The 24,815-nt window shown below is 69.9% G+C and carries 22 protein-coding genes; 12 read left to right on the forward strand and 10 right to left on the reverse strand.

The window, feature by feature from the left end:
- Positions 1-2: 2 nt before the first annotated feature.
- Positions 3-545: a hypothetical protein gene (locus tag BBA86_RS12835; protein ID WP_065571909.1), complete on the reverse strand. Its 543-nt coding sequence runs from the start codon at positions 543-545 to the stop codon at positions 3-5.
- On the opposite strand from BBA86_RS12835, the gene BBA86_RS12840 reads away from it, so the two are divergent.
- Positions 544-1,482: a phosphoribosylaminoimidazolesuccinocarboxamide synthase gene (locus BBA86_RS12840; protein WP_223247097.1), complete on the forward strand. Its 939-nt coding sequence runs from the start codon at positions 544-546 to the stop codon at positions 1,480-1,482. The genes BBA86_RS12835 and BBA86_RS12840 overlap by 2 nt on opposite strands.
- A 78-nt stretch (positions 1,483-1,560) precedes the next feature.
- The gene (locus BBA86_RS12845; protein WP_065571911.1) at positions 1,561-2,919 is read left to right on the forward strand and encodes a uracil-xanthine permease family protein; all 1,359 of its coding nucleotides are present in this window, start codon (positions 1,561-1,563) and stop codon (positions 2,917-2,919) included.
- Between the two features lie 16 nt (positions 2,920-2,935).
- On the opposite strand, the gene BBA86_RS12850 is transcribed toward BBA86_RS12845, so the two are convergent.
- The 5 genes from BBA86_RS12850 to BBA86_RS12870 form a co-directional block, all read right to left on the reverse strand.
- Positions 2,936-3,958: a LacI family DNA-binding transcriptional regulator gene (locus BBA86_RS12850; RefSeq protein ID WP_223247098.1), complete on the reverse strand. Its 1,023-nt coding sequence runs from the start codon at positions 3,956-3,958 to the stop codon at positions 2,936-2,938.
- A 44-nt stretch (positions 3,959-4,002) separates the two neighbouring features.
- Entirely contained in the window at positions 4,003-5,448 is a 1,446-nt protein-coding gene (locus BBA86_RS12855) for a GH1 family beta-glucosidase (RefSeq protein ID WP_065572315.1), read from the reverse strand.
- Positions 5,449-5,491: 43 nt separating this feature from the next.
- Entirely contained in the window at positions 5,492-6,409 is a 918-nt protein-coding gene (locus BBA86_RS12860) for a carbohydrate ABC transporter permease (protein ID WP_065571912.1), read from the reverse strand.
- Positions 6,406-7,434, reverse strand: a complete 1,029-nt coding sequence (locus BBA86_RS12865; RefSeq protein ID WP_065571913.1) for a carbohydrate ABC transporter permease — start codon at positions 7,432-7,434, stop codon at positions 6,406-6,408. Before BBA86_RS12865 ends, BBA86_RS12860 begins: the two co-directional genes overlap by 4 nt.
- 80 nt (positions 7,435-7,514) lie before the next feature.
- Positions 7,515-8,789: an ABC transporter substrate-binding protein gene (locus tag BBA86_RS12870; RefSeq protein WP_065571914.1), complete on the reverse strand. Its 1,275-nt coding sequence runs from the start codon at positions 8,787-8,789 to the stop codon at positions 7,515-7,517.
- Positions 8,790-9,018: 229 nt separating this feature from the next.
- Here BBA86_RS12870 and purS point away from each other — a divergent pair, with 229 nt between their 5' ends.
- Entirely contained in the window at positions 9,019-9,264 is a 246-nt protein-coding gene (gene purS, locus BBA86_RS12875; RefSeq protein ID WP_065571915.1) for a phosphoribosylformylglycinamidine synthase subunit PurS, read from the forward strand.
- Positions 9,261-9,968, forward strand: a complete 708-nt coding sequence (gene purQ, locus BBA86_RS12880) for a phosphoribosylformylglycinamidine synthase subunit PurQ (RefSeq protein ID WP_065571916.1) — start codon at positions 9,261-9,263, stop codon at positions 9,966-9,968. Before purS ends, purQ begins: the two co-directional genes overlap by 4 nt.
- A gap of 6 nt (positions 9,969-9,974) precedes the next feature.
- Here purQ and BBA86_RS12885 read toward each other — a convergent pair whose 3' ends face one another.
- Entirely contained in the window at positions 9,975-12,521 is a 2,547-nt protein-coding gene (locus BBA86_RS12885; protein WP_065571917.1) for an excinuclease ABC subunit UvrA, read from the reverse strand.
- Between the two features lie 55 nt (positions 12,522-12,576).
- On the opposite strand from BBA86_RS12885, the gene BBA86_RS12890 reads away from it, so the two are divergent.
- The gene (locus BBA86_RS12890) at positions 12,577-13,491 is read left to right on the forward strand and encodes a 2-hydroxyacid dehydrogenase (RefSeq protein ID WP_065571918.1); all 915 of its coding nucleotides are present in this window, start codon (positions 12,577-12,579) and stop codon (positions 13,489-13,491) included.
- Here BBA86_RS12890 and BBA86_RS12895 read toward each other — a convergent pair whose 3' ends face one another.
- Entirely contained in the window at positions 13,492-14,010 is a 519-nt protein-coding gene (locus BBA86_RS12895) for an adenine phosphoribosyltransferase (RefSeq protein ID WP_065571919.1), read from the reverse strand. It abuts the gene before it with no gap.
- A gap of 64 nt (positions 14,011-14,074) precedes the next feature.
- Here BBA86_RS12895 and BBA86_RS12900 point away from each other — a divergent pair, with 64 nt between their 5' ends.
- The 4 genes from BBA86_RS12900 to BBA86_RS12915 are packed head-to-tail and all read left to right on the forward strand — an operon-like array spanning position 14,075 to position 18,827.
- Positions 14,075-15,766, forward strand: a complete 1,692-nt coding sequence (locus BBA86_RS12900) for an alpha-amylase family glycosyl hydrolase (protein WP_065571920.1) — start codon at positions 14,075-14,077, stop codon at positions 15,764-15,766.
- A gap of 1 nt (position 15,767) precedes the next feature.
- Positions 15,768-16,793, forward strand: coding sequence for a LacI family DNA-binding transcriptional regulator (locus BBA86_RS12905; protein ID WP_065571921.1), 1,026 nt, complete (start codon positions 15,768-15,770; stop codon positions 16,791-16,793).
- Between the two features lie 10 nt (positions 16,794-16,803).
- On the forward strand, positions 16,804-18,018 hold the full coding sequence (locus tag BBA86_RS12910) for an amidohydrolase (RefSeq protein ID WP_065571922.1): 1,215 nt from the start codon (positions 16,804-16,806) through the stop codon (positions 18,016-18,018).
- The gene (locus BBA86_RS12915) at positions 18,015-18,827 is read left to right on the forward strand and encodes a hypothetical protein (RefSeq protein WP_065571923.1); all 813 of its coding nucleotides are present in this window, start codon (positions 18,015-18,017) and stop codon (positions 18,825-18,827) included. The genes BBA86_RS12910 and BBA86_RS12915 overlap by 4 nt, the downstream gene beginning before the upstream one ends.
- On the opposite strand, the gene BBA86_RS12920 is transcribed toward BBA86_RS12915, so the two are convergent.
- Complete coding sequence (locus BBA86_RS12920; protein ID WP_065571924.1) at positions 18,821-19,885, reverse strand: VanZ family protein; 1,065 nt, start codon at positions 19,883-19,885, stop codon at positions 18,821-18,823. The genes BBA86_RS12915 and BBA86_RS12920 overlap by 7 nt on opposite strands.
- Positions 19,886-19,947: 62 nt before the next feature.
- Between BBA86_RS12920 and BBA86_RS12925 the strand changes: the two genes are divergently transcribed.
- The 3 genes from BBA86_RS12925 to sufU are packed head-to-tail and all read left to right on the forward strand — an operon-like array spanning position 19,948 to position 23,795.
- Positions 19,948-21,999: an APC family permease gene (locus tag BBA86_RS12925; protein WP_065571925.1), complete on the forward strand. Its 2,052-nt coding sequence runs from the start codon at positions 19,948-19,950 to the stop codon at positions 21,997-21,999.
- A 42-nt stretch (positions 22,000-22,041) separates the two neighbouring features.
- Positions 22,042-23,337 carry a SufS family cysteine desulfurase gene (locus tag BBA86_RS12930; protein WP_223247099.1) on the forward strand — a complete coding sequence of 432 codons (1,296 nt, stop codon included), beginning with the start codon at positions 22,042-22,044 and terminating at the stop codon, positions 23,335-23,337.
- Positions 23,334-23,795 carry a Fe-S cluster assembly sulfur transfer protein SufU gene (sufU, locus tag BBA86_RS12935; protein ID WP_065571926.1) on the forward strand — a complete coding sequence of 154 codons (462 nt, stop codon included), beginning with the start codon at positions 23,334-23,336 and terminating at the stop codon, positions 23,793-23,795. The genes BBA86_RS12930 and sufU overlap by 4 nt, the downstream gene beginning before the upstream one ends.
- A 33-nt stretch (positions 23,796-23,828) precedes the next feature.
- Here sufU and BBA86_RS12940 read toward each other — a convergent pair whose 3' ends face one another.
- Entirely contained in the window at positions 23,829-24,797 is a 969-nt protein-coding gene (locus BBA86_RS12940) for an SRPBCC family protein (RefSeq protein WP_065571927.1), read from the reverse strand.
- Between the last annotated feature and the right edge of the window lie 18 nt (positions 24,798-24,815).

Genomic DNA, 24,815 nt, shown 5'->3' on the forward strand with positions numbered 1-24,815 from the left:
GATCACCCTGTGGAGTCGTCGGCTCGGAGGACCGCCCAGGCGCGATCGACGCCGTCGGTGATCGCGGTGATCTGGATGCCCACCATCCGGCTGACGGTGATCCCCGTGACGCGTCCCGGAGCGCTGCACACCTGCGTCACGGTGATGGGTCCCGTGATCGTCACCGGCGGATCGTCCTCGCCCGCTGCGGGACTCAGCGACAGGGTGATGGTGGCGTCTCGGGGGACGCAGTCGAAGTCGAGCGTGTACGCCTGCTCGCGCACGGCGCTCGCGGCCACGTTCAGTTCGGTCTGCGGCTCCACGCCGACCGCATCGCCGTCGAACACGAAGCGGGTCGCCTCGAGGGGATTCTCGTCCGGAACCCGGTACGACGGGTCGTCAGGCTCCTCAACCGACGCAGACGCGGACGGGCTCGGAGACGGCAGCGGGACGGACGCGGACGGGCTCGGCGAGGGCGCCGCGTCATCCACCCCCGTCGTGGAGATGCAGCCGCTCAGACCGAGCAACAGCGCGAGGGCTGTCGGGACGAGCAGCGGGCGGCGCATGACGACAGAGTACGCACGGGCCTGCGCCGCCCGCGATAATGGCCGGGTGACGGATGCCGCGACTGCCCTGCCCGGATGGACCCACGTGTACTCGGGCAAGGTCCGGGACCTCTACCGACCCGCCGACGGCACGGACGGACGGATGCTGGTGGTCGCCAGCGACCGCGTCAGTGCGTTCGACCAGGTGCTGGACCCGGGCATCCCCCAAAAGGGCGAGCTCCTCACCCGCCTGAGCCTGTGGTGGTTCTCCCAGCTCGCCGGCGGCGACGGAGGACGGCCCATCTCGAACCACCTGATCGACGGCGTCGAGCCGCCCGCCGAGGTTGCCGGTCGCGCCATGGTCGTCCGAGAGCTCGACATGCAGCCGCTCGAGTGCATCGTCCGCGGTTACCTCACCGGGTCGGGCTGGGCCGAGTATCAGGCCGACGGTACGGTCTGCGGCATCGCGCTCCCGTCGGGCCTGCACAACGGCGACCGCCTGCCCGAGCCGATCTACACCCCCGCCTACAAGGCACCGCTCGGCGAGCACGACGAGAACATCTCGTTCGAGCGCAGCGTCGAGCTCGTCGGCGAGACCCGCGCGGCCGCCCTGCGCGATGCCTCGCTCGAGATCTACCGCCGCGCCGCTGCCCTCGCCGAGGCGAAGGGGCTGATCCTCGCCGACACGAAGTTCGAGTTCGGCTACGACGCCGACGGCACCCTGACCCTTGCCGACGAGGTGCTCACGAGCGACTCGTCACGGTACTGGGATGCCGAGACCTGGCGCACCGGGTCGACGCCCGCCGAACGCATGGCGAGCTTCGACAAGCAGATCGTCCGCGACTGGATGGGCGCGAACTGGGACAAGCAGGGGACGCCCCCCACCGTCCCGGCAGCCATCGTCGAACAGACCGCGGCCAAGTATCGGGAACTCCTGGACCGACTCGCCGCGGCGTGACGCGGTCGGTCCGCCGCGTACAGCCGGCTCCCAGGTAGCCTGACCCCAGGCATCCCCCACCATCTGAGGAGCACGCGCATGCCCATCTGGACCCTTCACGGCGATGGACGTCGCGTCGCCCCCGGAGCCGTCGTCACCCCGAGCGAGCGTCTCGGCTGGGGCAGCACGGTCGCGATCGGCGCCCAGCACGTCGTGGCCATGTTCGGCGCGACGTTCCTCGTGCCGCTCCTGACCGGATTCCCGGTCAGCACGACGCTGCTGTTCTCGGGGCTCGGGACCCTCCTTTTCTTGATCCTCACCCGCAACAAGCTCCCCAGCTACCTCGGGTCGTCCTTCGCCTTCATCGCGCCGATCACGGCCTTCGGTCCCGGTCAGGGCAAGCCGCTCGACAGCCCTGAGCAGATCGGCCAGGCGCTCGTCGGCGTCTTCGTCGCGGGCATCCTGCTCGCGGGCATCGGCTTCCTCGTGCAGGCCACGGGCACCCGCTGGCTCGAGAAGCTCATGCCGCCCGTCGTCTCCGGCGCGATCGTCGCGCTCATCGGCCTCAACCTCGCTCCGGCGGCGTGGAACAACTTCAAGACCGACGCCGTCCTCGCGACCATCACCCTGGTCGCCTGCATCCTGTTCGCCGTGCTCTTCCGCGGCATCCTCGGCCGCGTGTCGATCTTCCTCGGCGTCGTCGTCGGCTACATCGCCGCGCTGGTCATGGGCAAGGTCGACTTCTCGGGCGTGACCGCACTCATCGAGAGCAACCAGTGGATCGGGCTGCCGACCTTCCACCTGCCGTCCTTCGGCGACCCGGTCGCGTGGGGCCTCCTGCCGATGTTCCTGCCCGTCGTCCTCGTCCTCGTCGCCGAGAACGTCGGCCACGTGCGCGGTGTGGCGACCATGACCGGCGACCCCACGGTCAACACGCGCACCGGCCGCGCCCTTCTCGCCGACGGCCTCGCGACGACCCTCGCCGGCGCGTTCGGCGGCTCGGGCACGACCACCTACGGCGAGAACATCGGCGTCATGGCTGCAACCCGCATCTATTCGACGGCGGCGTACTGGGTGGCCGGAATCATCGCCGTGCTGCTGTCGTTCTCGCCTGTCGTCGGTGCGGTGCTCTTCACGATCCCGAGCGGCGTGATCGGCGGCGTCACGACGGCGCTCTACGGCCTCATCGGCGTCATCGGCATCAAGATCTGGGTCGACAACCAGGTCGACTTCTCGCGCCCCGTGAACCAGTACACGGTCGCCGTCGCCTTCGTCATCGCCATCGCGAACTTCACGATGGACCTCGGTCAGCTGCAGTTCGGCGGCATCGTGCTCGGCACCGTCGCGGCCCTCGTGATCTACCACGCCGGCAACGCGATCGCGCGGGCTCGCAAGACCGGGGCGGACGACGGTGGCCCGATCGTCCCGATCGGTCAGCTCGGCGGCGACCCGGACTGAGTTCCGGCGTCGCCGTTCAGGCGGATTCGCGGACGACGAGCTGCGTGTCGAGCAGCGTCTCGTGCGGCGGGAATCCGCCGCCGAGGAGCGTGAGCAGCACGTCCGCCATGACTTCGCCCTGCTGGAGCGAGGGCTGTCGCACGGTGGTCAGCATCGGGGAGACCGACGTGGCCACCGGAGAGTCGTCGTAGCCGACGATCGCGACGTCCTCGGGAACGCGGAGCCCCGCACGCGCGAGCTCGACGAGGATCCCGCGGGCCATGAGATCGCTCGCGGCGAAGAGGCCATCGAACTCCGCGCCGGCGTCGAGGATCCGCCGCACGGCCGCCGCTCCCGCCTCCGCCGTGAAGTCGCCGTCTTCGACCGCGACGGGCGTCAGGCCCGCGGCATCCACTGCTTCGAGGAACCCTGTCAGACGATCGATGCCGCCGGGCATCGTCCGCGGGCCGGTGATGGTCGCGAGACGCGTCCGGCCCTGGTCGATGAGGTGCTGCGTGGCGAGGCGACCCCCCTCCACGTTGTCGACGTCGACGTAGTAGTCGCGCTCGCGCTCACGGACGGGACGACCGCCGTAGACGACGGGCATCGCGGCGGCGATGCGGTCGATGAAGGCGTCGCTCGTGTGGTGCGAGACGATGATCGCACCGTCGACGGCCCCGCTGCGGAGGTACTCCGTCGCCTTGTCGTCGGGGTCGTCGCTGGCGATGATCAGGTTGAGCACGTAGTCGGACTTCGAGACCCGCTTGTTGATGCCGCTGACGATCGCGGCGAAGAACGGGTCGCCGAAGAACCGAGTGGTGTCCTCGGGTACGACGAGGGCGACCGCCATCGTCGCCCGGCTCGCGAGCGACCGCGCGGCTCGGTTGGGCACGTAGTTGAGCTCGTCGATCGCCCGGCGTACGGCGGCGAGCGCAGCGGGACTGACCGCGGTCGACCCGTTCACCACGCGCGAGACGGTGGAGCGGGACACCCCGGCTGCGGCGGCGACCTCTTCAATGGTCACCGGCGACGCGATGGTCACCGAGGGGGCGCTCGTCACCGGCGAGTGAAGGGTTTCGGACACGGTCACCTCGGGGAGTGCAGTCAGTCGATCGCTCGGTCGGCGATGACCCGACGATACTCCAGCGCGCTGTCCTTGAACGTCCGTTCCTGGGTGTCGTAGTCGACCCGGATGAGCCCGAACCGCTTGTCGTACCCCCACGCCCACTCGAAGTTGTCCATGAGCGACCAGTAGAAGTAGCCGCGCACGTCGACGCCGGCATCGGCGGCGTCGAGGATCGCTTCGAGGTGGCCGCGCAGGAAGTCGACGCGGTCCGCATCGTGCACCCGGGTCTCGCCGCCCTCGACGACGGACTCGTCATCGTAGGCCGCGCCGTTCTCCGTCACGAACAGCGCGGTGCCGGCATCCTTCGCGTACTCGTCCCACACCCGCTCGAGCAGCACCGTCAACCCGGCGGGTTGCACCTCCCAGTGCATCGCCGTGCGCGGGAGTCCCCGCTCGTACCAGTGGATGCCGTCGCCCGCCGGCCACGGCGACCCCACGACGCGGTCGGTCGGGGCATCACCCGGCAGGGGCGGGTCCGCAGGAGCCGTGCCGCCGACGAACTCGCCGTGGTAGTAGTTGACGCCCAGCACGTCGAGCGACTGCGAGATCGTGGCGAGGTCGCCGGGGAGAACGGCCGCCTCGAACCGGGCGACCTCAGCAGCGTCGACCGCGCGGATGTCCTCCACGATGTCCTCGGGGTAGCTCCCCCGGAAGATCGGGTCGAGGAACCACCGGTTGAACTGTCCGTCGATGCGGCGGGCGGCGTCGACGTCCTCGGGCCTGGCCGGATCGGCCGCCTCGGCGACCGTGAGATTCAGCGTGATGCCGAGGTTCAGCGCGGGGTCGCGGCGCCGCAGCTCCTCGACGACGAGGCCGTGCCCGCGCAGCAGGTGGTGGGATGCCAGCATCCCGTCACCGATGCTGAACCGGCCGGGCGCGTGGATCCCGCCCGTGTAGCTGAGGAACGACGAGCACCAGGGTTCGTTGAGGGTGGTCCAGTCGGTGACGCGATCGCCGAGGGCGTCGTGCACCGTCAGCGCGTACTCCGCGAACCGCTCGCTCGTCTCGCGGGCCGTCCATCCGCCGCGTTCCTCGAGCGCCTGCGGCAGGTCCCAGTGGTAGAGCGTGAGCCACGGACGGATGCCGGCCGCGAGGAGCTCGTCGACGAGACGCTCGTAGAAGTCGATGCCCTTCGGGTTGACGGGACCGCCGTCGGGCCGCACGCGCGACCACGACGTCGAGAACCGATACGTGTCGAGGCCGAGCTCCGCCATGAGCGCGACGTCGTCTCGGTAGCGGTGGTAGTGGTCGCACGCGACGTCGCCGTTGTCGGCGCCGATGACGGCGCCCGGCACGCGGCTGAACGCATCCCAGATCGACGCCGTCCGACCGTCCTCGAAGGCGGCTCCCTCGATCTGGTACGCGGCGGTCGCCGCCCCGAAGAGGAAGTCGGTCGGGAAGGGGCGGGGGGTTCGGACGGGCACGGGGGCAGAGTACTCCTGCGAAAGGACGTTCACGGTGAGGCCGTCAGCCCTTGACCGCGCCGGCCATGATGCCGCTGACCAGCTGCTTGCCGGCGAAGACGAACAGCAGGATGAGGGGCACGGTCGCAAGGAGCACGCCCGCAAGCACCTTCGAGTAGTCGACGAAGTAGTTCGCCTGCAGCAGCGACAGAGCGACGGGGAGGGTCGGGCTCTCGCGGTCGAGCACGATGAAGGGCCAGAAGAACTGGTTCCAGGCTCCGACGAACGTGAAGAGGAACAGCATCGCGGCGGCAGGGCGGGCAGCCGTGACACCGACCGTCCAGAACGTGCGGATCTGGCTGGCTCCGTCGACGCGCGCCGCCTCGATGAGCTCATCGGGCACCGTCTGGCCGATGTACTGGGTCATCCAGAACACGCCGAAAGCGCTCGTGAGGGCCGGGACGATGATGGCGCCGATCGTGCCGGTCCACCCCATGTCGGCGAAGAGGATGTACAGCGGGACGACACCCAGCTGCATCGGGACCGCCATGGTGGCGACCACGAAGGCGAGCAGGAACTTGTTGCCGCGGAAGCGCAGCTTCGCGAACGCCCAGCCGGCGAGTGTCGAGAAGACGACGACGGATGCCGCGATCAGCGTCGAGCTGAAAATCGAGTTCCACAGCGCCAGCCAGAAGTTGACCGCAGGGTCGTTCACCACGGACAGAGCGTTGTTGACGAAGTTCGCGCCCGGGAACCACGACATGTTCGGATCGTTGATCGTGAACTGGTCACCGGAGCCGATGAGGAACGACCAGTAGTAGGGGAAGATCGCCGAGACCGCGACGACGCCGAGTCCGACGTAGACCCAGAATCCAGCGCGGACGCCGCGGATGCGGGTGGTCCGCTCGCCGCGACGACGCCGGGGCGCGTTCGGGATGTTCTCTTCGACGATGGCCAGGGGCGGCTCGCTGACGGTGGTCATCGTGCGGTGTCCTTCCGTGCGCGTCGCGGCATCTTCACGCCGCGGCCGCCCTCGTCGCGGACGAGGCGGCGGGTGATGAGGAGGTTCGCGAGTCCGATCACCACGATGATGATGAAGAGGATCCACGCGAGGGCGGCGGCGCGACCGAAATTGAACTCGCCCCACCCGATGTTGTAGAGGTACAGCGTGATCGTCAGCCACTGCTGGGCGGGTCCGCCCTCGCCGGTGTTGTCGAACATGCGGGGCTCGTCGAAGATCTGCAGTCCGCCGATCGTCGAGGTGATGATGACGAAGATGAGGGTCGGACGCAGCGACGGCAGAGTGATGCTGACGAACTGGCGGAACGCTCCGGCCCCGTCGACGGTCGCCGCCTCGTAGTACTCGCGGGGCACGGCCTGCATGGCGGCGAGCAGGATGAGGGCGTTGTAGCCGGTCCAGCGGAAGTTGACCATCGTCGAGATCGCGACGTGGCTCCAGAACGGGTCCTTGTGCCACGCGATCGGGTCCAGTCCGACGCTCGTGAGCGCGTTGTTCACGAGTCCGTGCACGTCACCGAACATGTTGCTGAAGATCAGCGCGACCGCGACGGGGGCCATGACGAAGGGGAGCAGCACGCTCATCCGCCAGAACGTCTTCGCCCGGATGTTGCGGTCCAGCATCGCAGCGATGAAGAGCGCCAGGAGCAGCTGCGGGACCGTGGAGAGCAGGAAGATGCTGAAGGTGTTGCGGAGGGCGACCCAGAACTTCGGGTCGTTCAGGATCCAGGCGTACTGATCGAATCCGACGAAGGTGCCGGAGTTGCGGATGAGGTCCCACTCCTGGAAAGAGATCACGGCGGTGAACCCGATGGGGAACAGGCCGACGATCGCGAACAGGATGAAGAAGGGCGAGATGTAGAGGTACGGCGAGACCTTCACGTCCCAGCGGCTGAGCCGCTGGCGGAAGGAGAGCACACGGATCGGACGGTCCGCGGCGGTGGGCCGGTCCTCCACGGGGGTGTGTGGGCGGATGTCGGTGGTGGTCACGAGTCGTCTCCGTGGTGGTCGAACGATGGTGGGGATGCCGGCCGCCGCAGGGCGCGGCCGGCATCCCGGTCAGGGACGGATCAGAAGGCTTCGACCTCGGCGACCCAGGTCTTCCACGCGGCGTCCTCGGACTCCGACTTGTCGAAGACGCGGTTGACCGCATTCTGCAGAGCGTCGTGGTACTTGAAGTAGTTCGCGCTCTTGAACGGAAGGACCGTGACGGCCTCGGCGCGGTCGGCGCCGATCTCACCGGTCTTCGCACCGTTGTAGTAGTCGTTGACGTACCCCTGGAGGTCGGCGTTCTCGTACGCGTCGACCTGGCTCGGGAAGGCGCCCACGTTGACGAACGCCTCGACCTGCTGCTCCGGAGCGGACAGCCACTCGGCGAGCTTCTGCGCTTCCTTGACGTTCTTGCCGTTGGCGGGGATGGTCAGGTACGAGCCGCCCCAGTTACCGCCACCGTTCGGGAACGTGTTCGCGATCTTCCAGTTCTTCTGGTCCGGCGCGTAGCCGGAGATGATGCCCTGCATCCAGCCGGGGCACAGGACCGTGGCGAAGTCGTCGCCCTGGAAGGACGCGATCCAGTCGTCGCCCCACTGCGCCGAGTAGGCGGAGTTGGGGACGGCGCGCTCGACGACACTCTTGTAAGCATCGGCGATCTCGGGGTTCGAGGTCGCGATGACGGAACCGTCGGGCTTGTCGTAGGTGTACTCGATCTGGTTGACGATGCCCTGCAGAACCGAGTTGGCCGAGTCGATCATGGCCTTGCCCGATGCCTCGCGGTACTGGTCTGCCACGTCGAAGTAGTTGTTCCAGTCGCCGTCGAACAGCGCCTCGACCTCGGCGGGCTCGGACGGCAGGCCGGCGGCCTCGAAAAGGTCCGACCGGTAGCAGATCGCCTGCGGACCGATGTCCGTGCCGTACCCGATGATGTTGCCCTCGGGGTCGGTTGCGGCCTTCTCCTTCCAGTCCAGCCAGCGACCCTTGAGGTCGTCGGGAACAGGGGCGAGCAGGTCGGAGTACTGCATGGCCTCGCTCAGCCAGTCGACCTCGACGGCCTCGATGTCGGCGAGACCGCCCTTGCCGAGCTTCTGGAAGAAGTTCTTGCGGGCGTCACCCGACTCGGCCGCCTTGTTGTGGACGATCGTGACGTTCGGGTTCGCGTCCTCGTACTTCTGGAGGAACTCGTCGGTGTAGCCGAAGTTGTTGAAGGTCGCGATGGTCAGCGTGACCTTCTCGCCTTCGGCTCCGGTGCCGCCCTGGTTGCCGCCGCCGGCACAGCCGGCGAGGACGAGAGCGGAGGTGGTGGCGACGCCGGCGATCAAGCCGACGCGGCGCAGGGCGCGTGCGTTCACAGAACACTCCTTTGTGGTGTGGCGAGAGCAAGGTGCAAGGGTCTCCGCGTGGGAGCGCTCTCATCGAGTGGTGTCGACGGTATGGGATCGCTCCCACGAGTGTCAAGAGAGCGCTCCCATGAGGTCTGTCACGGTTTGGTCACAGCGCGCGGAGAGTGCGGACGGTGCGGCACGCCCGCGGGCTCTAGACTGGTCGCGCACCCTGCCCGCGACATCCCGGAGCTTTCTGATGCCCACCATCGTCGTCGACGTCATGCCCAAGGCCGAGCTTCTGGACCCGCAGGGGAAGGCCGTCGCCGGAGCGCTGCAGCGCCTCGGCCACGCCGGGTTCGGCGACGTCCGCATCGGCAAGCGCTTCGAGCTGACGGTCGACACCGCCGACGAGCAGACCCTCGCCGCGGTCCGCACGATCGCCGAGGAGATCCTCTCGAACTCCGTGATCGAGGACGTCGTCGGCATCGAGGTCGTCGAGTGACCGTCCGCGTCGGGGTCATCACCTTCCCCGGCTCGCTCGACGACGGCGACGCCCGCAGAGCCGTACGCCTGGCCGGCGCCGAGCCCGTCGCCCTCTGGCACGGCTCCCACGACCTCGAGGGCGTCGACGCCCTCGTTCTGCCCGGCGGTTTCAGCTACGGCGACTACCTGCGCGCGGGGGCGATCGCCGCGCTCGCGCCGATCATGTCCGAGGTGAAGGATGCCGCAGCCAAGGGCATGCCGATCCTCGGCATCTGCAACGGGTTCCAGATGCTCGTCGAGGCCCACCTGCTGCCCGGCGGCCTGATCCGGAACGCCCACCAGCAGTTCATCCGCCGCGACCAGCGCCTCGTCGTCGAGAACGCGGACACCGCCTGGACGAGCGAGTTCCGCCGCGGCCAGGAGATCGTCATCCCCCTGAAGAACGCCGACGGCGGCTACATCGCCTCCGACGAGACGCTCGCGCGCATCCAGGGTGAGAACCTCGTCGCCTTCCGCTACGCCGGCGTCAACCCGAACGGGTCGATGGACGACATCGCAGGGCTCACCAACGAGCACGGCAACGTGGTCGGCCTCATGCCGCACCCCGAGCACGCGATCGAGCCCGGCTTCGGGCCCGACACCGCGGTCGCGATGCGGTCGGGCGTCGACGGCCTGAGCTTCTTCACGGCGGCCGTCTCGGCCGTCGTGCACTCCGCGGCCTGAGCCGGTTCAGGCGGTCAGACGCCGCGCCAGGTACGGCGCGGTACGGCTGTCGGGGTCCTGGGCGACGGCATCCGGTGTCCCCTCCGCGACGATGCGACCTCCGGCATCCCCGCCCGACGGACCGAGGTCGATGACCCAGTCGGCCGCCGCGACGACGTCCATGTCGTGCTCGACGACGACGACGGTGTCCCCCGCGTCGACGAGCGCGTGCAGCTGCGCCAGGAGTCTCCGCACATCGGCGGGGTGGAGCCCCGTCGTCGGCTCGTCGAGCAGATAGAGGGTGTGGCCCCGCCGCGCGCGCTGCAGCTCGGTCGCGAGCTTGATGCGCTGCGCCTCACCGCCCGACAGCTCGGTCGCCGGCTGACCGAGGCGCAGGTAGCCGAGCCCGACGTCCTGCAGGGTCCGGAGGCTGCGGGATGCCGCGGGCACCGCCTCGAGGAACGTCGCCGCCTCGTCGACCGTCATCGCGAGGACGTCGGCGATGTTCTCGCCGCCGTAGGTCACCTCGAGCGTCTCGGGGTTGTAGCGGGCGCCGTGGCACGTCGGGCATCGACCGTAGCTGCCCGGTAGGAACAGGAGTTCGACCGTGACGTATCCCTCGCCGAGGCACGTCTCGCACCGGCCGCCCGCGACGTTGAACGAGAACCGGCCGGGCGCGTAACCGCGTTCGCGCGCGAGGTCGGTCGCGGCGAACACCGTGCGGACGGCGTCGAAGAGCCCGGTGTAGGTGGCGAGGTTCGACCTGGGGGTGCGACCGATCGGCTTCTGATCGACGCGGACGAGCCGGTCGAGGGCGTCGAGTCCTGTGACGGCCCGCACCCGCATCGCGTCGGCCGCCGCCGTCGGCACCATCGCCTCGGCGATGCGGTCGGACGGCTCGTCGGCGTCCGCCGCACCGTCGGCATCCGGATCGTCGACGGCACCGCCGCGCAGGTGACGCTCGACGACGTCGCGCAGCACGCGGCTGACGAGCGTGGACTTCCCCGAACCCGAGACGCCCGTCACCGCGGTGAAGACGCCGAGGGGGACCTCCACGTCGAGTCCGTCGAGGTTGTGCAGCGAGACGCCCTCGAGCGAGAGGATGCCGGTGGCCCCCCGACGCTCGCGGGACGCGGCCTCGTCGTCCTCAGGGAACAGGAACGGACGCGTCGCCGATTGGGCGACACCCGCCAGCCCCCCGACCTCGCCGGAGTAGAGCACCGCGCCGCCGGCCTCACCCGCGCCGGGGCCGACGTCGACGATCCAGTCCGCACGACGGACGACGTCCATGTTGTGCTCGACGACGAAGACGGAGTTGCCCGAAGCGCGGAGCTGTTCGAGCACGTCGAGCAGGGGCGCCGCGTCGTCGGGGTGGAGCCCGGCCGACGGCTCGTCGAGGACGTAGACGACGCCGAACAGGCCCGACCTCAGCTGGGTCGCCAGGCGCAACCGCTGCATCTCGCCGGGAGAGAGCGTCGTCGTCACGCGGCCGAGCCCGAGGTAGCCGAGACCGAGGTCGAGGAGCACCTGGATGCGCGCGACGAGGTCGGTCGTGATGGCCACGGCGACGTCGGTGCGCTCACCCGATTCGGTGGTCGGGAGGGCGGGCGCGGCATCCCGGATCTGCGTCGTCGGACGGAGCACGTCGGCGAGCTCGCGGATCGGCAGGGCGTTCAGCTCCGCGATCGTTCGGCCCGCGAATGTGACAGCGAGCGCCTCGCGGCGCAGGCCCGTGCCGCCGCAGAGCGGGCAGACGCCGGTGCGGACGAAGCCGAGCACGCGGCTGCGCATCGACGCGCTCTGCGAGTCGGCGAGGGTGTGGAAGACGAACTTCTTCGCGCTCCAGAACGTGCCCTTGTAGGGCTTCGCAACGCGGTCGCGCTGCGGCGTGATCTGCACCACGGGCTGCTCGTCGGTGAACAGGAGCCAGTCGCGGTCGGCCTGGTCGAGCTCGCGCCACGGGCGATCGACGTCGTAGCCGAGGGCGATCGTGATGTCGCGGAGGTTCTTGGCCTGCCACGCCCCCGGCCAGGCGGCGATCGCGCCGTCGCGGATGCTCAGCGACGGGTCGGGCACGAGGGTGTCCTCGGTCACGGTATGCGCGACGCCGACACCGTGGCACTCGGGGCAGGCGCCGGCGGCCGTGTTCGGCGAGAACGCGTCGGAGTCGAGGCGCGTCGTGAACCCGGACGGGAACGTGCCCGCCCGCGAGAACAGCATGCGGAGGGAGTTCGACAGGGTCGTGACGGTGCCGACGCTCGAGCGCGAGCTCGGTGCGCCGCGGCGCTGCTGCAGCGCGACGGCGGGCGGGAGGCCGGTGATCGAATCCACGTGAGGGTCGTGGCCCTGCTGGATCAGCCGCCGCGCGTAGGGCGCGACCGACTCGAGGTAGCGGCGCTGCGCCTCGGTGAAGATCGTGCCGAAGGCCAGCGACGACTTGCCCGAACCCGAGACACCGGTGAAGGCGACGATCGCGTCGCGGGGGACGTCCACATCCACGTCCCGCAGGTTGTTCTCGTTCGCCCCGCGCACACGGACGAAGGCGTCGGGGTTCGCGCGGGGGTTTTCAGGCATCGAACCAGCCTAGGTGTCGGCCGGGTCCCCCGGGCCGGGCGATAGCCTCGGATGCATGGCTTCGATCAGCGTCAGCGTCCCCTCCGCCCGCCTCGCCGAGGAGCTCTCCGACATCGACGGGGCGGACGTCTTCGTCTGGAAGATGGATGCCGCCGCCCCGCGTTCGCGCATCGATCTCGTCGTTCCGCCCTACATGGCGGGCAACCCGCTCGGATGGCTCGAGGGAATCGAGGTCGGCCTCGTCCAGGGTCAGTCGATCGGCTACGAGGGCATCGAGGACCGCCTTCCCGCAGGCTCGGTGTTCGCGAACGCGGCGACCGTGCACGAGGCCGCGACGGCAGAACTGGCCGTCGCGCTCACCCTGACGGCGCAGCGCGGCATCGACCGGTTCGTCCGGGCGCAGGCGTCCGGCGACTGGGCGCCGGTGCAGACCACGGGTCTCGCCGACCGCCGCGTCCTACTGCTCGGCTACGGCGGCGTCGGCAAGGCGATCGCGGCGCGTCTCGCCCCCTTCGAGGTCGAGCTCGTTCCCGTCGCCTCGCGCGCGCGCGACGAGGACGGTGTCCACGTCCACAGCGCGGACGAGCTGGCGGAGCTGCTCCCGGGGGTGGACATCGTCGTGGCCTCGCTCCCCGGGGGCGACCAGACGCGGCACATCATCGACGACGCATTCCTCGCCGCCCTCGCCGACGGCGCCCTCGTCGTCAACGTGGGTCGCGGGTCGCTGGTCGACACGGACGCCCTCGTCGCACACGTCCGGAGCCGCGGCATCCGGGCAGCCCTCGACGTCACCGACCCCGAACCGCTTCCCGCGGACCACCCGCTGTGGTCCCTGGAGGGCGTCGTCATCGCTCCCCATGTGGGCGGCGCGACCGACGCGATGCACCCGCGGATCGTGCGACTGCTGCGACGCCAGATCGGCCACCTGCTGGCGGGCGAGGAGCCCGAGAACGTCGTGATCCGGACCTGATCAGACGGTGAAGACGCTGTGCACGGGGCCGCACACGGTGCGGCCCTCGAGTGCAGTGAGCTCCATGAGCACGGACGTGCCGGCGAGGCTGTAGCCGAGCTGCTCGAGCAGCTGCTGCCCCGCGCGGAGCGTTCCGCCGGTGGCCAGGACGTCGTCGACGAGCAGGACCCGCGCACCCTCGGCGAGGTCGCCCGACATCTCGATCGTCGCACTGCCGTACTCGAGGTCGTAGCTCACCGAACCGGCGGGACGCGGCAGCTTGCCCGCTTTGCGGATCGGCGCGAGGCCCGTCCCCGAGGCGATCGCGATCGCGCCGGCGAGCAGGAAGCCGCGTGCCTCGACGCCCGCGACGACGTCGAACGAGCCGATGAACGGTTCCGCCATCGCCATGGCGATGGTGCGCAGCCCCGCCGGGTCGGCCAGCAACGGCGAGACGTCGCGGAAGAGGATGCCGGGTTCGGGAAAGTCGGGGATCGTCGCGATGAGCGATTCGGCTCGGGCGAGTGCGTCGGGATTCACTGGGTCCAGGGTACTCGCCCTGCGTCATATCGCTTGCGCAAGCGCTTGCACTAGGCTGGCGCGCATGACTTCGACCCCCTCCCCGACCGCCACCTCGACGCTGGCCCCGATCGGCGAGAGCCGTCCCGGTGCCGAGTGGTGGCGCACCGCCGTGATCTACCAGATCTACCCCCGCTCCTTCGCGGACGCCTCGGGCGACGGCATCGGCGACCTGCCCGGCATCACGTCGCACCTCGACGACCTCGCCTCGCTCGGCGTCGACGCCGTGTGGCTGAGCCCCTTCTTCACCTCGCCGCAGAAGGATGCCGGCTACGACGTCGCCGACTACCGCGACGTCGACCCGCTCTTCGGTACCCTCGGCGACTTCGACGACATGCTCGAGGCAGCCCACGCCCGCGACATCCGCGTCATCATCGACCTCGTCCCGAACCACTCCTCCGACAAGCACGTCTGGTTCCAGCAGGCCCTCGCCGCCGCTCCCGGCAGCCCCGAGCGCGCCCGCTACATGTTCCGCGACGGTCAGGGCGAGAACGGCGAGCTGCCCCCCAACAACTGGGAGTCCGTCTTCGGCGGTCCGGCATGGACCCGCATCGAACCCACCTCCGCCGAAGATCCCGGCCAGTGGTACCTGCACCTGTTCGACAGCTCGCAGCCCGATTTCGACTGGACCAACCCCGAGGTGCGCGCCGAGTTCGAGGCGACCCTGCGCTTCTGGCTCGATCGCGGCGTCGACGGCTTCCGCGTCGACGTGGCCCACGGCCTCATCAAGGCCGACGGACTGCCCGACTACACCCCGCCGGCCGAGGCCGACTCGATGGGCGGCGCTGAGCCCGTGCCGTATTGGGGCCAGGATGGTGTGCATCAGGTGTGGCGCGAATGGCACCGCGTGCTCGACGAGTACGAGGGCGACCGCGCGCTCTGCGCCGAGGCATGGCTGCCGACGGTCGACGAGACCGCGAAGTGGGTGCGGCCCGACGAGATGCACCAGGCGTTCAACTTCCCGTACGCGATGAGCGAGTGGGATGCGGCGCAGCTGCGCGAGATCATCAGCGAGTCCCTGCGGGCCTTCCCCGCCGTCGGCGCTCCCGCGACCTGGGTTCTCTCCAACCACGACGTCATCCGCCACGCGACCCGCCTCGCTATGCCGGGTCACCCCCAGGGCCACGGCGTCGGGCCGGACACCCCCGGCAAGCCCGACCCCGCCGCCGGCCTGCGTCGCGCTCGCGCGGCGACGTCGCTCATGCTGGCCCTCCCCGGCTCGTCCTACCTGTACCAGGGCGAGGAGCTCGGCCTTCCCGAGGCGATGGAGCTGCCCGACGACGTCCGCGAGGACCCGACCTGGTTCCGCACGAACGGCGAGCGCTACGGCCGTGACGGATGCCGGGTCCCGCTGCCCTGGACCGCCGACCAGGGCGCGTTCGGCTTCAGCCCCACGGGCGAGAGCTGGCTGCCCCAGCCGGCGGAGTGGACGGCACTGGCCCGGGACGTGCAGGAGGACCAGCCGGACTCGACGCTGTGGCTGTACCGCACACTCCTCGCGACCCGTCGCGCACACGAGCTGGGAGCGGGATCGCTGGAGTGGCTGGACGGCTACGGCGACGACGTCATCGCGTTCCGGAACGGCGATGTCACGGTCATCGCCAACGTCGGCACGACCCCGGTCTCGCTCCCGAAGGGCACGCTGCTCGTCGAGAGCGACGCGTTCGCGGGTCGCGAACTGCCGGCCGACACGACCGTGTGGATCGCCGCGGACTGACGTGACCGGCATCGACGACGTCGCCCGCGCCGCAGGCGTCTCGGCGGCGACCGTCTCACGTGCGCTGAGCGGGCGCGGGCGCATCTCGGATGCGACCCGCACCCGCGTGCGGGCGGCCGCAGCAGACCTCGGCTACGTGGTGTCGGCTGCGGCATCCGCTCTGGCGACGGGGCGTGCCGCGAACATCGGCGTCGTCGTCCCACTGCTCGACCGGTGGTTCTTCGCGAACGTCCTCGACGGCATCGCGAGCCGCCTCGCCCCGCAGGGCTACGACATGACGCTGTACAGCATGAGCGAGGACCGGATCCAGCGGGACGGCGTGCTGGACGTGTCACTGCGGCGCGGCCGGGTCGACGGGCTCGTCGTCCTCTCCGTCGCGCTCACCGACGACGAGATCGACCGGCTCCTCTCTCTCGACCTGCCGGTCGTGGGTCTCGGCGCCACCACGCCGCGCCTGCCCGCGCTGCGCGTCGACGAGCTGGCCGTCGCCCGGGCAGCGACCGAGCACCTGCTGCACCTCGGTCACCGGCGCATCGCGCACATCGGCGCGGGACACGCGGGAGATCCCGGCCTCGACATCCCGTCGCTGCGCCGGCACGGTTTCACCTCGGCGATGGCGGATGCCGGCATCTGGGACGCCCCCTTCGCCGCAGCGGAGTTCACCATCGACGGCGGGCATCGCGCCGCGCTCGCCCTGCTGGACGGTGACGAACCGCCGACGGCGATCTTCGCGGCATCCGACGAGATCGCATTCGGCGCCATGTTCGCCGCGAGGGACCGAGGACTCGATGTGCCGGGAGACCTCTCGGTGATCGGTGTCGACGGGCACGAGATGGGCGACTTCTTCGGGCTCACGACGGTCGCCCAGTTCCCGCACGAACAGGGTGAGCGCGCCGCGGACGCCGTCCTCGCGGCGCTCGAAGGACGGCAGGAGCTCGGCGACCTGGCGTTCCGCCTCGTCGAGCGGACCTCGACGAGCGCTCCCCGTGGAGGACTCGCTGAGGTAGCAGGCCGTCCCTCGCCGTAGGCTCGAAGGTATGCCCCTCGATCTCGAAGCGATCTACACCGACCTGCACCGGCATCCGGAACTGTCGTTCCAGGAGACCCGGACGGCCGGCGTCATCACACGCGAGCTCGCATCGCTCGGCCTCGACTACGAGGAGGGCGTCGGCCGCACCGGTGTCGTCACCGTGATCCGCAACGGCGACGGCCCCGTCGTCTGGCTGCGCGCCGACATGGACGGCCTCCCGGTTCCCGAGCAGACCGGTCTCCCCTATGCGAGCACCGCCCGCGGCGTCGACCCCGCCGGTCAGGACGTCCCGGTCATGCACGCCTGCGGCCACGACATGCACGTGACCGCCCTGCTGGGCGCGCTCGAGAAGCTGAGCGCCACCCGCGACGAGTGGTCGGGTACCGTCGTCGCCGTCTTCCAGCCCGCCGAGGAGTACGGCGCCGGCGCGCAGGCGATGATCGCCGACGGCGTCTTCGACCGGTACCCGAAGCCCGACATCGTCCTCGGCCAGCACCTGACCCCGCTGCCCGCCGGAACGATCGGGGTGCGGCCGGGCACGCAGATGGCGGCGTCCGACGGCATCACGGTCACCCTGCACGGCCGGGGCGGCCACGGGTCGCGCCCCCACTCGACGATCGACCCGATCGTCATGGCGGCGGCGACCGTCATGCGTCTGCAGACCGTCGTCTCGCGCGAGGTGGACCCCCGTGAGATGGCCGTCGTCACCGTCGGCTCGATCCACGCCGGCCTGAAGAACAACATCATCCCGGCCGAGGCGACCCTCGAGCTCAGCCTGCGCTACCCGGACGACGAGGCGCGCGCCGACATCCTCGCGCGCGTCGAGCGCGTCGTCCGTGCGGAGGCCGCGGCATCCGGCGCGGAGCAGGAACCCACGATCACCACCCTCCACACCCTTCCGCCGACCATCAACGACGCGGACGCGACCGGCCGGCTGACCTCGGCGATGGATCGCGCATTCGGGGAGGGCACCGTCGTCGACCCCGGCATGTTCACCGGCAGCGAGGATGTGTCCTGGTTCGCCCGCGAAGCCGGCGTTCCGCTCGTCTACTGGTTCTGGGGCGGGGTCGACCCGCAGCAGTACGCGGATGCCGCCGCCGCGGGTACGATCTCGCGCGACATCCCGACGAATCATTCCCCGTTCTTCGCCCCTGTCCTGCACCCGACCATCGAGCGCGGCGTCGACGCTTTGACCGTCGCCGCGCGGGAGTTCCTCACGTGAGCAACGACGACTGGCTGCCCTTCGCCCCCCTCGACCCGCAGGAGCACGAGAAGCCCCGGCGGCCCGAGAACCCGAATCGCCTCCCGATGATCCTCGGCGCGGTCGCTGGCGTCCTCCTCGTCGCGGTGATCGTGGTCGTCAGCGTGTACCTGCTGCGTGCGACCGAACCGACCACCGCCGCGCCGCCGCCGGCGAGCTCGACGGCGGCGCCCCAGCCCTCGCCATCGGCACCGCAGGACCCCGAGCCGTCCGAGCCCGTCGAAGAGGAGCCGCCCGCAGCGGCATCCACCATCGAACTGAACGGGTCGGGTTTCACGGTGAAGACCGCCGACGGCACGGTCACCCACCGCTGGGCCGATGATTCCGGCCCCGTGATCGCTGCGCTGACCAAGGCCTTCGGCACCGCCCCGAAGGAGGACTTCGTCAACGGCGACGCCGAGAACTGGGCGTACGACATCTACGTCTGGCCGGGGTTCCGGCTGTACGACGTCTTCCTCGGCGACGGCGGCCGTTCCCGCGGCGAGGTTCCGGCACCGACCTGGGCGACCGTGACGACGGGATTGCCTCAGGATGTGCAGGTCACGAACGAGTTCGGCGTCTCCGTGGGTGACAGCCTCGACCAGGCCCGGAGCAAGGGACCGTTCGATGAGTTCACGCTCACCAGCGGGCGCGTGCGCCTCACCTACGGCGAGGGCCGAGGGAAGTTCTACAGCAACGGGTCGCGCGAGTTCAGCGCCTTCGTCGAGTCGGACGAGTCCGCGCAGAAGGTCGCGTCGATCACCTACACGTTCCGCGCCCGGGGTCAGTGATCGGCGGAGTCCGATGAGCGCGCGTCGACGAGCCGGCGACCGCTGAGGACCCCCGGCAGCCCGCGCGCCGCGGGTGTGGCGAACGCCAGGACGAGCCACGTCAGCACGAACAGGCCGACGAGGATGCCGCCGGCGGCGCCCAGTTCGCCGAGGACGAGGTAGCCCCCGATACCGCCGAGGAAGCGGAGCGCCCGGGCGAGGGGTTCCGCGAGGCGCCCGCCCTCGTATCGGAGCTCGACGCACAGGTCGCCGACCGTGCGCCCCGTCACGAGGACGACCGCGAGCCACACCGCGATCGGTACCCATCCCGAGGCGATGTCGGCGATGACGCCGTCGGAGACGAGGTCGCTGCGGCGGAGCGCGTACTGCAGGAAGAGCTGCACCGTCGTTCCCGCGGCGCCCGCGAGGACGGCGGTGCCGAGCAGGTCGCACACGACGCCGAGCAGCCGGCGCCCGCGGGTGACCGGGCGGGGAGCCCCGGCATCCGTCGCCTTCTCGACGCCGCGCAGGCGGGCGGGAACGAGCAGTCCGAGGACCGACCCGACGAGGGCGCCCAGAGTGTTCGTCAGCAGGTCGCCGACGTCGAACAGCCGGTACCCGCACGGGAAGATGCCCCAGACACCGGTCAGCTGAGTCGTCTCGATGATCAGCGACAGGACGAATCCGGCCAGGGTGCCGACGAGGACTCCGCGACGAGCGACGACCCGGATCAGGAATCCGAGGGGGACGAAGAGGAGGACGTTGAACACGACCTGCAGCAGACGGACGTCCGTCAGGGGCGACCCGTCGGCGAAAGCACCGACGACGTCGTCGACGGTCGGCGCGAGTGACAGGACCGCACCCGAGCAGCGATAGTCGTCCGACGCGGGAAGGGGCAGAAGGGTGTAGCTCCAGATCGCCAGGAAGTAGACGAGGGATGCCGCCCAGAACCCGACCCGGCCGACGCTGAGGCGGCCGCGACGACGGTAACTGACGGCCACGACCGGCACGAAGAGGATGAGGCCCACGACCGCCCCGAACAGGATCGCGACGACCGCCGGGAAGACTTGTCCGCTCACCTCGCGAGTCTAGGGAATAGTCCGCGACCCGCCCGCGTTGCGGCGGGTTCGCGTGAGGCGTAATGTCGCCCGCCGTGACCAGTGACAGCCGCGACCCGAACGCGGTCCCCTCCCCCGCCGTGAAGCGCATGCTGATCGGCGAACCCCTCGACACCGAGAAGCTCGAAGGACAGCTGCTTCCGAAGAAGCGCGCGCTGCCCATCTTCGCGTCGGACGCGCTGTCGTCGGTGGCCTACGCGCCGCAGGAACTCCTGATGATCCTGCTCATCGGCGGGACGGCGTTCATGGCCTTCGCGCCGCCGGTCGCCGCCGCGGTCGTCGTGCTGCTCGTCGTCGTGGTCCTCAGCTACCGTCAGCTCATCAAGGCGTACCCGTCCGGCGGCGGCGACTACGAGGTCGCTCGCACCAACCTCGGCGAGAAGGCCGGTGTGGTGGTGGGATCCGCCCTCCTCGTGGACTACGTCCTCACCGTCGCGGTGTCGGTGTCCTCCGGCGTCGACAACATCATCTCGGCCCTCCCCTTCCTCAACGCGTGGCGGGTGGAGCTCGCGGTGGGCTTCGTGATCCTTCTGGTCATCGTCAACCTGCGCGGCGTGCGCGAGGCGTCGCAGGCCTTCGCCATCCCGACGTACGTCTTCATCGGCTCCGTCGCCCTCATGATCGGCACCGGCCTCTTCCGCTGGGCGATCGGCGACGCCCCCGTCGCCTCGAGCGCGGCGTACACGGTCGAGCCCGAGGCGCTGTCTCAGGTCGCGTTCATCCTGCTGCTGCTGCGCGCCTTCTCGAGCGGCTGCTCCGCCCTCACCGGTGTCGAGGCCGTCAGCAACGGCGTGCCCGCGTTCCGCACCCCCAAGGTGAAGAACGCGCAGACGACACTCGTGCTCATGGGCGGCATCGCTATCGTCCTCTTCGCGGGGCTGACCGCTCTCGCGCTCATCGCGGGCGTGCACTACGCCGAGAACCCGTGCAAGCTGATCGGCTTCGACTGCGCCGCAGGTCCGCAGCCGAGCCTCATGGCGCAGGTCGCCGCGGCCACCTTCGGCGGCGACTCGGTCTTCTTCTTCATCATCCAGGCCGCCACCGCCTGCGTCCTGCTGCTGGCCGCCAACACGGCGTTCAACGGATTCCCCCTGCTCGGGTCGGTGCTCGCCCGCGACAGCTACGCCCCCAAAGCGCTGAACTCCCGCGGCGACCGCCTCGTGTTCTCCAACGGCATGCTGATCCTCGGCGGCGCGGCGATCGCGATCCTCGTGGTCTTCCAGGCGAACCTGACCACCCTCATCCAGCTCTACATCATCGGCGTCTTCGTGTCGTTCTCGCTGGGCCAGATCGGCATGGTCCGCCACTGGCGTCGCGAGCTGCGGCTCCTCAAGGGCAACACGCCCGCGCGTCGGGGCGCCGTCTCGGGCCTCGTCATCAACACCGTCGGGGCCGCGTTCACGGTCGCCGTCCTCGTCATCGTGACGATCACCAAGTTCACGCACGGGGCCTGGTTGGTGTTCCTGGCGATGCCGGTCCTCGCGTTCCTCATGATCGGGGTGAACCGGTACTACCGCGACGTCGAGCACGAGATCGAGATGGACGACACCGTGAAGTTCGGGGCGTCCGGCGATCTCGCGATCATCCTCGTCGGCAGGCTGCAGAAGCCCGTCGCGAAAGCCATCGACTACGCCCTCGCCGCCAAGCACGAGAAGACGCTCGCGGTCCACGTCGCGGTCACCACCGACGACATCGCCGAGTTGAAGGCCGATTGGGAGTACCACCGGATGCCGGTACCCCTGGTCGTGGTCGATTCGCCGTACCGCCACTACGCATCGCCGCTGATCGGCTTCATCGAGAAGTACCGCGAGAAGCACGGCCCCTCCGTCGTCACGGTCTACCTGCCTCAGTACATCGTCGGGCACTGGTGGGAGACGCCCCTCCACAACCGCCGCGCCCGCCGGATCGCGCAGCAGCTCATGATGGTCCACGGCGTGACCGTGACGCTCGTCCCCTGGCTGCTCGACTCGTCCGAGATCGTCTACGGTCGTCGCTCGCGACCGCTTCCGGGCGACGACCGCGGCGGTCGCATCGATCAGCGTCATTACGGTCTCGTCGAGCACTCGGAGAACTGAGGCTCCGGACCGTGCGACCGCTCACCGGCGTAGCCTAGAGGGGTGACTTCTCCCGCCCTGTCCGAGCCGGCCACGCTCGATGCTGCCCGGCTGCGCGAGGACTTCCCGATCCTCCAGCAGGAGGTCAATGGCCACCCGCTCGTCTACCTGGACTCCGCGGCGACGAGCCAGAAGCCGCGCCAGGTGCTGCAGGCCGAGTACGACTTCCTCACCCGCAGCAACGCGGCCGTCCACCGCGGCGCCCACACCCTCGCCGCCGAGGCGACGGACCTGTTCGAGGATGCCCGGGCCACCGTCGCGCGCTTCGTCGGCGCCCGCGAGGAGCAACTCGTCTGGACCAGCGGCGCGACCCAGGGCCTCAACCTCGTGGCCTACTCGATCGGCAACGCGACGCTCGGGCGGGGGGCCCCGGCATCCGCTCGGTTCGTCCTGCTGCCCGGCGACGAGATCGTCGCGACCGAGACCGAGCACCACGCGAACCTGATCCCGTGGCAGGAACTCGCGGCGCGCACCGGCGCCGTGCTGCGACACATCCCCGTGCAGGACGACGGCCGCCTCGACATGGATGCCGCGGCCCGGATCATCGGCGAGCGCACCCGGATCGTCGCGTTCTCGCACGTGTCGAACGTGCTCGGGATCGTGAACCCGGTCGCCGAGATCGTCGCGCTCGCGCAGAACGTCGGTGCACTCACGGTTCTCGACGCCTGCCAGTCCGCCCCTCACATGCGGCTCGACCTGCCCGCCATGGGCGTCGATCTCGCCGTCTTCAGCGGCCACAAGATGCTCGGCCCCTACGGCGTCGGCGGCCTGTACGGCCGGAGCGACGTACTCGAGGCGCTCCCACCGTTCCTCACGGGCGGATCGATGATCACGACCGTCACCCTCGACGATGCCGGCTACCTGCCCCCGCCGCAGCGATTCGAAGCCGGCACGCAGCCGATCGGTCCCGCGGTCGGCCTCGCCGCCGCGGTCTCGTACCTCGAGAACGCCGGCATGCCCGCCGTGCACGCGCACGAGGCGCGGCTCGCGGCGCGTATGCGCGAGGGACTCGTCGACCTCCCCGGCATCCGTCTGCTCGGCGACGCCGACGGTGCCGAGCGCGTGGGCCTCTGGAGCTTCGTCGTCGACGGCGTGCACGCGCACGACGCCGGCCAGTTCCTCGACGCGCAGGGCATCGCCGTGCGCGTCGGACACCACTGCGCGGCTCCGCTTCACCGGAGGTTCGGCGTGACGGCATCCGTCCGCGCGTCCGCCGCCCTGTACAACACCGACGCCGATGTCGATGCCCTGGTCGATGCCGTCAGCGGCATCCGGTCCTACTTCGGAGTGAACGAATGAACGGTCTCGACTCGCTGTACCAGGAGCTGATCCTGGACCACTCGAAGCACCCGCACGGGCAGGGCCTGTCGCCCGAAGAGGGCCGCTCGGCGAGCTCTCACCAGCACAACCCGATGTGCGGCGACGACATCACGCTCCGCGTGCGCGTCGACGATGCGGGTGAGCGCATCACCGACCTGTCGTGGGAGGGGTCGGGCTGCTCGATCTCGCAGGCCTCGGCCTCGATGCTCGCCGCTCTGATCGAGGAGGACGGCGGGGACGACGGGATGCCCCGCGAGGACGCCGTGAAGCTCATCGACGGGTTCCGTGAGGCGTTGCGCTCGCGCGGAGCGATCCCGCTCGACGAGGAGACCTTCGCCGACGCCGCAGCCCTGTCGGGGGTGTCGAAGTTCTCGGCTCGCGTGAAGTGCGCGATGCTCGCCTGGGTCGCGCTCGAGGACGCCCTCGCCCGGGCCTGAGCCGGCGGACGAGGGCATCGCTTCGAGCAGGCGTCACGCTGCCTGCAGCACCTCGCGCTCGAGACGAGCGTAGGACGCCTCCATGCCGTCGGCCATGCCCGTCGCGAGGATCATGTCGCGCGTCTGGACGTCGGGGTACTCGATGAGGAGGGTGAGGAGCGTCGCGCCGTCCTCCTCGTAGAATTGCAGGTCGTTCGTCGTCGACGGGCCGTCCGTCCCGATCATCCTCTCGGTGCTCACCGAGCGCCGGGGCTCGTCGAGGAGCAGCGTCTCGCCCTCGAAGCCGAAGCGGGTATCGGGCTTGCCGTCCTCCTCCCACACGTTCCGGTAGTGCTCGCCGACGACGCATTCGACCATCGACCACCCCTCGGGCCCCAGCATCCACTTCCGCATCAGGTCGGGTTCGTGGTGGGCGCGCCACACGAGATGCCGCGGACCGTCGACGAGCCGGGTGATGCGGACGTGGGTGTCGTCGAGCAGCTCGACGTTCGTCCCCTTGCCGTGGAACCAGTCGCGCAGGTCATGGAGGACCGTGTCGAGCTGGTCCATCGCCATGCGCGACCCTTCGACGGCGCCCATCGCGACGACCTGCTCGAGTGCCTCGACCGAGGTGAAGTAGGTGATGTTCGACAGCCGAGACCCCGTCTCGGTCTCGTCGAACGAGAAGCGCATGCGCATGGAGGGGAAGTCGGCCATCGGCTCGCCGTTCTCGTCGGCGAACGCGTCGAGCACCTCGAAGGCACGGCCTTCGTCGATCGCGAGGAACTCCCACGTGCCGCGCGAGGTCTCGCCCGTCGGGCTCGTCATCGCGTAGTGGGCATGGCCCCCGACGGCGAAGTCGAAGGCGGTGAAGGTCGCCGGCCACCCGGGAGGCCCCCAGAACCGCTCGAGTTGGCGCGGCTGCGTGAACGCGCGCCACAGCCGGTCGACGGGCGCGTCGACGTCGGCGGTGAGCGTCATGGTGAGGTTCTCGGTATCGGTCGTGATGTCGGTGACGGGCATGTCTCACTCCTTCGTGGG

Source organism: Microbacterium oleivorans (assembly GCF_001691565.1).
Lineage (GTDB): Bacteria > Actinomycetota > Actinomycetes > Actinomycetales > Microbacteriaceae > Microbacterium > Microbacterium oleivorans_B.